Genomic DNA, 5,315 nt, shown 5'->3' with positions numbered 1-5,315 from the left:
AAACGCCCTCTCAAGAAAAACTTTTAGGACAGCCCCATAAAAATAACTACTATGAAAAAAGTGATTTACTACATAACTTTTCTACTTTTATTTACTAATTGTAAAGATAATACCGAAAGATGTATGAATGAGCCTACTTCTTTAGCTATTATAGTTATGAATAATAAAATGGATAGAAAGGAGTTGGTATACAGTTTTCGGAATGCAACAGAAGAAGCTACTTTATATAAAAGAGTAGATAATAAAAGAGTAGACATAAGTAAATGCCACGTTGCTAACGGAAATATAGTCATTGCAAGTGCAGGAAGGGCTCTAAAAAACTTCTACACAACAAACGTAGAAACTTTTTATTTAGAGTACAATAGCAAGGTAGACACTTTGCAAATAAAAGGAATCTATTATGACGATTCAGGTTGTGGAGATAATGCTTATTTATCAGAGCTGTATTTCAACCATAAAAAAATAGAGCTCAATCTCATTAGTGATCATACCTATCTAATAGATAATACAAAATAATTAAACCTATTCCCTATGAAAAAAATCTTATTATTTTCTCTCTTTGCTATTCTATTGAGTTGTAAGGATAGTGAAATATGTTCGCCACCACCTCCTACTTTTAGTATGTGGGTAAACAAAAACTCTGAGGTTCATAGGGAATTTATCAACGAAAGAGGAAATATCGACTCTACTCATATTGCCTTATACAAACAAGTAGGTAATACAAAAAAAGAGTATCCAATAGGATTTCTTTATGAAACAGACCCTCGAGGAAACACCTATTTGCATATAGGAACTCAGCTTTGGTTTGAGAACGATGTGTATACAGGTAAAACTGAAACGCTCTACCTTCAAAATGCTACCAAAACTTATAAGATAGAAGTAAATGGTTATATGGAAAACGATAAGTGTGGAGAGTATGCTGTAACCAATGAAATCCGTGTAGACGGTGTAAAAGTAGAAAATCATTATTTAGCAAAATAACCTTTATCCTTTATGAAAAATCTCTTATTCTTTATGCTATTGTTTTTTGCATTGCAAATAAGCGCTCAAGAAGCCTACAACAAAGGCAATGTATTTATTGATGTACAAACAGGTGCTTCGTTTATAGGAGGTATTATAGGCGGAGGTGTACACTGTGGAGTGACGCCTCGTATCTCGGTAGGCGCTAATCTTTCTAATCAGAGTTTTAACCTCAATAGTAAGTACGAAACCGCTTATGTGCCTGAGCTCAGCGCCGATTTGCATTTTGATCATCGCATTACTACCGATTGGTATAGCGGTCTCTCTGTAGGCTACTGCTTTTGGCAAAGCAACACGCCTGATAGTTATAGTTCTGGAGGTTGTGAGACCTCTTCCTCCCCTATCCCCGAAAAATTCAGAAGAGAACACCCCGATAATCTCGCGTTGTGGAACGTTCACTTGGGCTTCCGTTACTTCTTCTTCAAAAATATAGGTCTCAACGGACAAGTAGCTTTTGGCAATGTACTATCATTCAAAGTTGGTGTAAGTGTAAAAATCTAACCCCCTATCTGTAGAAGTAGTACAAAGGAAAGTTTTGCTTAAGTAGTTTAGAAAGTGACTCTATTTGCTACCTTTTCTTGTAAATAGTAACAATATCATCTTTTTCGTTTTAGGATTCTGCATATAACTTAACGTGAGTTCGACGTAAGTGATTATTTAACAATCAATAAAATATTTTTAATCTCCCACAAAGCCAGCGAGGGCTCACAGCTGGGTATGTGAAACACGAATTTTCACCTGACGGTGAATAATTTTGTGAATATATTACGTTACAAAGCTGTAAGTCAATATTCTGTTATATCGAATTAACGTTGTTTATAGGGTTCTTCATTAGCGTTCTATGAGTTTTTGTGTTGTATTACTCAGTAAGTTTTTGCGATTTAACAACGCAGCTGATACATTAGCCATTATATCCAACAATATATAATGTCATTTTTTTTCATTTGTCTTCTCATATAAGGAGAGACTTTATGTCTTTCAATACCAAATTTCTTTAAATGCTGAATAGGCTTTATACTATTTATTTTTTCTATTGGATTACCAAATAACTCAAGAACTTTTAAATTGTGCATTTGTTCTAATCCTTCAAGACTCTCTATTTCACTTTCTTGCAAATCTAAAATTTCATACGTTGTGTTTTTGAATTAGCTTACTGATGAAAAAGTAAGACTATTCAAATGCATTTTCTCCCATTCATTTTTTATTGCTTCTGAAACAAAAATACTTTTTTCACTATCTACACATATCCAATCTTTGGTAAGTGTTGCTATTTTCTGAGAATCAAAGACGGTATCAAGAAAAACATAACTTTTCTTTGTTTCATCTCTTATCTTAAAGTATGATTTCTCCCAATCAATACATTCTTCTGTTTGTAGGAAGTTGATAATCTTATAATTGTGTTTTACCTCTTCATCATTAGCATTAAATAGCCTAAAGGACAACAATTGTATTTCCTTACTTATTTTAGAATTTTGTAAAATAACATCTTGGAATCTTTCACTTGCCAAATAAATCCCAAAATAAGGAGTCATAATATCTTGATCAAAGAATAATTTTTCTTCTCCATACAGCTTAAAATTGAGGTAATCAAAGGATTCATCTAACTGCATTCCATAATTGATTAACCAACGATTATCATTAAGGTCAATCATTTCCAACATAAAATTTTCTTCTGTAATATGTTTGCTGTAACTTTTTATTGTATAATAATTCATAAAACTAATTTTTACATTTTATCTTACCACTCATAATCCCTTCTCTAAGCTCATTCCTTTATACTCTATAACCCAAACATATCCGCATAGAAGTTGGGGTTGTTGCCTGCAAGACCTATGGAGTCTTGAGAGATATATAAACCAGTTTCGGGTGAGTAGTACTATGGTTTTAACAATACATTTGAGATGTTACCATTACCTTTCTATTTTATTAAATTCTTGATAATCTTTATAGAATGTATTTATTTTTTCAGATTCATCTGTAAATAAATCATTATAAATATTTCTCCAATTATCTCTTATTTTTAAATCATATTTAATATATAACCATTCGTCAAAAAATAAGAATTTTTCTTCTACATTTTTTCCTGAAGTATTTTTATGAAAAAGAAAACCAATTATAAAAAAATACAAATTATCGAATTTTTCTTCTTCTCCAAAAAACATAATACTTTTAGCTTTTAAAAGTTCTATTAACTCAGATAAGCTATAATCAATGTATTCCCGTTTTGTATAACTTGTTATTTTCACCATTCTAAAATATTAATATATTGTGTTTTATACTTATTGTTAAAATGAAAATCTATATCATCCAACCAATCATCCAATTTTACTCCTTTTGTTTCTAAATTATCAAAAACTATACTATCAATTTCGATTGCTTCATGAAACTTATTTTTACCTATAATTCCATTCTTTTTTGATATTATATTAGGGGCTATTACATTTTGAATTTGAATATGCTTACCTGTTATTCCAGCTTCTTTCATCAAACTTTTCAATTTTTCTGCAAAATCCTTACATTTGAATATTGCTTTATCTTCATCAGGTATTTTATCTACTAATTCTCTAACTTTCTCTATAGTGTTACAATCCAACCCAAAGACATCCACTTGTATATTGCTATCAAACACATACGCATAGAAGTTAGGGTTGTTGCCAGCAAGACCTATGGGGTCTTGAGAGATATATAGACCAGTTTCGGGTGAGGTACTATGGTTTTAGCAACACAGCTAAAATATTAGTCAATTTCTAAAACCTCTATTTCTCCTAAAATTATTCTTGTATCTTCACTAAAATACAAAATTTCTCCTACTTGTAATTCTAAATAATCGTGAAAAAAAACTATTTTTACAATAGATTTTTCGCCAGGGGATAAATAATTTCTATCCTTTAGATGTATTTCCCCTGAATAATTTTTTCCATTTATGCTAAACAAAGGACGATAACCGTTTGAAAAAGGGGTTTTGCGCCCTTCTTTATATAAGAAAAGGTTAGCATTAATTCTCATATACATTTCATTTTAAGTTTATTTAAATCTGTGTTTGGTATTTCAAGCCCCTGCTAGTGTGCTTCTTATAGCGAGTGCCTATATTATTAATCTACATTAAAGAGGCTATCATAACCATCTATTGCTTTATTTAATACTTTCAGTTTGTCATAGCCTATTTTCTTTATCCCTGACAATTTTAATTCTTTATATTTTAACTCATCTATAATAATCCCATAAAGAGTGCTAGGAAATAAGGGCAAATTTGAAATATCATTTTTTAGAATATACCAATTATTCAAAGGAAGTGGAAAATACATTACCCTACCACATTGCTCACATCTTTTGCAGGAGGATTCCTTTCCTCCTCTTATAGGAACTACTTTTTTAGGAACCATTGAAATATAGTCTTCAGATTTCTTTTTATTTACATCATATACATCCCCTATAAAAAACATTTTTTCTATATTATTTATTTCTAATATAGACATAAGGTCTTTTCGTAACATTTGAATATTCACTCCTATAACAGCAGTAAGTGGAGCAAAGTTTTTTCTAAACTTTTCACTAAGATATATATCAATAGGTGAGGAGGATATAACATTCCCACAAGAACAGATTATTTCTTTATTTTTTAGATTTTCAATCCAATTGTTATCTGCTTCTGGAATATTTTGAGAAGGATCACTTATTAAGTAAAATATCTTTTCCATTATTCATAAATTTTAAAACTTCCTCGATAGTGTGAGCGTTTCGCCCTACTGCCACGCCTCTTGTTGCTACTGTCTTATTAATTAGGTTTTAAAAACTCTTATTTCTATAGTTCTACATAGTGATTTTGGAGTAATGCAATAAACTTAACAACGCGGCTGAAACATTAGCCCCATTCCCAAGTTATCCTTCACCTAATGTTATGTACTTAATTCCTAAAAGATTCAAATCATCTACAATTTTTAATATTTTATGCTTTTCTATAGCTATTACTTGCAAATTTTTAATAGGAGTTATATCACTTATTTCTTTAATAGGATTATAAAACATATACAGTTTTTTTAAATGAGGCATCTGTTCTACCCCTATCAAACTCTCTATTTTATTTTCTTGTATATCTAAAAACTCAAGAGATTTTAACTTTTTAAAAGGAAGAAAATCAGTAAATGGAGAATCATATAAATCTAAATGTTTTAGTTTCCTACAATTTTCTAATCCCTCTAATTTTTGATTTGTATCAGAGTTATAACCGTACAATTTCTGCAAATTTGGAGTGTTTTTCAAAGAAGCTGTTTAAACTTATTTCTATAATAAAGTAA

Annotated in this window: 10 protein-coding genes; 3 read left to right on the top strand and 7 right to left on the bottom strand. The window is 30.3% G+C overall.

Features of this window, described 5'->3' with window-relative positions:
* Nucleotides 1-123 precede the first annotated feature (123 nt).
* From HMPREF9073_RS00185 to HMPREF9073_RS00175, 3 genes are read left to right on the top strand one after another with little or no spacing between them, the layout of a single operon-like run.
* Nucleotides 124-516 carry a hypothetical protein gene (locus tag HMPREF9073_RS00185; RefSeq protein ID WP_232212831.1) on the top strand — a complete coding sequence of 131 codons (393 nt, stop codon included), beginning with the start codon at nt 124-126 and terminating at the stop codon, nt 514-516.
* 15 nt (nt 517-531) lie between these two features.
* Nucleotides 532-981 carry a hypothetical protein gene (locus HMPREF9073_RS00180; protein ID WP_009411962.1) on the top strand — a complete coding sequence of 150 codons (450 nt, stop codon included), beginning with the start codon at nt 532-534 and terminating at the stop codon, nt 979-981.
* Nucleotides 982-993: 12 nt separating this feature from the next.
* Nucleotides 994-1,521: a hypothetical protein gene (locus HMPREF9073_RS00175; protein WP_009411961.1), complete on the top strand. Its 528-nt coding sequence runs from the start codon at nt 994-996 to the stop codon at nt 1,519-1,521.
* A 407-nt stretch (nt 1,522-1,928) separates the two neighbouring features.
* Here HMPREF9073_RS00175 and HMPREF9073_RS00170 read toward each other — a convergent pair whose 3' ends face one another.
* The 7 genes from HMPREF9073_RS00170 to HMPREF9073_RS00140 all read right to left on the bottom strand — a co-directional run bounded on the left by HMPREF9073_RS00170 (nt 1,929) and on the right by HMPREF9073_RS00140 (nt 5,280).
* Nucleotides 1,929-2,135: a hypothetical protein gene (locus HMPREF9073_RS00170; RefSeq protein WP_009411960.1), complete on the bottom strand. Its 207-nt coding sequence runs from the start codon at nt 2,133-2,135 to the stop codon at nt 1,929-1,931.
* A 30-nt stretch (nt 2,136-2,165) separates the two neighbouring features.
* The gene (locus HMPREF9073_RS00165; protein WP_009411959.1) at nt 2,166-2,735 is read right to left on the bottom strand and encodes a hypothetical protein; all 570 of its coding nucleotides are present in this window, start codon (nt 2,733-2,735) and stop codon (nt 2,166-2,168) included.
* Nucleotides 2,736-2,930: 195 nt separating this feature from the next.
* On the bottom strand, nt 2,931-3,269 hold the full coding sequence (locus HMPREF9073_RS00160; RefSeq protein WP_009411958.1) for a hypothetical protein: 339 nt from the start codon (nt 3,267-3,269) through the stop codon (nt 2,931-2,933).
* A complete protein-coding gene (locus tag HMPREF9073_RS00155) occupies nt 3,263-3,649 on the bottom strand; it encodes a papain fold toxin domain-containing protein (protein WP_009411957.1) in 387 nt (128 codons plus the stop codon). The genes HMPREF9073_RS00160 and HMPREF9073_RS00155 overlap by 7 nt, the downstream gene beginning before the upstream one ends.
* Before the next feature lie 107 nt (nt 3,650-3,756).
* Entirely contained in the window at nt 3,757-4,026 is a 270-nt protein-coding gene (locus HMPREF9073_RS00150) for a hypothetical protein (RefSeq protein WP_009411956.1), read from the bottom strand.
* Nucleotides 4,027-4,112: 86 nt separating this feature from the next.
* Complete coding sequence (locus HMPREF9073_RS00145) at nt 4,113-4,718, bottom strand: hypothetical protein (RefSeq protein ID WP_009411955.1); 606 nt, start codon at nt 4,716-4,718, stop codon at nt 4,113-4,115.
* Nucleotides 4,719-4,899: 181 nt separating this feature from the next.
* On the bottom strand, nt 4,900-5,280 hold the full coding sequence (locus HMPREF9073_RS00140; protein ID WP_009411954.1) for a leucine-rich repeat domain-containing protein: 381 nt from the start codon (nt 5,278-5,280) through the stop codon (nt 4,900-4,902).
* Between the last annotated feature and the right edge of the window lie 35 nt (nt 5,281-5,315).

Source organism: Capnocytophaga sp. oral taxon 326 str. F0382, from assembly GCF_000318295.1.
Lineage (GTDB): Bacteria > Bacteroidota > Bacteroidia > Flavobacteriales > Flavobacteriaceae > Capnocytophaga > Capnocytophaga periodontitidis.
The sequence above is the reverse complement of the archived record's forward strand: the minus strand, read 5'-3'. Positions and strand labels throughout refer to the sequence as shown.

What these genes read in the sequence shown, in the direction of transcription:
- HMPREF9073_RS00185 (WP_232212831.1), top strand. Translation starts at nt 124, where the DNA reads ATGAATGAGCCTACTTCTTTAGCTATTATAGTTATGAATAATAAAATG.
- HMPREF9073_RS00180 (WP_009411962.1), top strand. Translation starts at nt 532, where the DNA reads ATGAAAAAAATCTTATTATTTTCTCTCTTTGCTATTCTATTGAGTTGT.
- HMPREF9073_RS00175 (WP_009411961.1), top strand. Translation starts at nt 994, where the DNA reads ATGAAAAATCTCTTATTCTTTATGCTATTGTTTTTTGCATTGCAAATA.
- HMPREF9073_RS00165 (WP_009411959.1), bottom strand. Translation starts at nt 2,735, where the DNA reads ATGAATTATTATACAATAAAAAGTTACAGCAAACATATTACAGAAGAA.
- HMPREF9073_RS00160 (WP_009411958.1), bottom strand. Translation starts at nt 3,269, where the DNA reads ATGGTGAAAATAACAAGTTATACAAAACGGGAATACATTGATTATAGC.
- HMPREF9073_RS00150 (WP_009411956.1), bottom strand. Translation starts at nt 4,026, where the DNA reads ATGAGAATTAATGCTAACCTTTTCTTATATAAAGAAGGGCGCAAAACC.
- HMPREF9073_RS00145 (WP_009411955.1), bottom strand. Translation starts at nt 4,718, where the DNA reads ATGGAAAAGATATTTTACTTAATAAGTGATCCTTCTCAAAATATTCCA.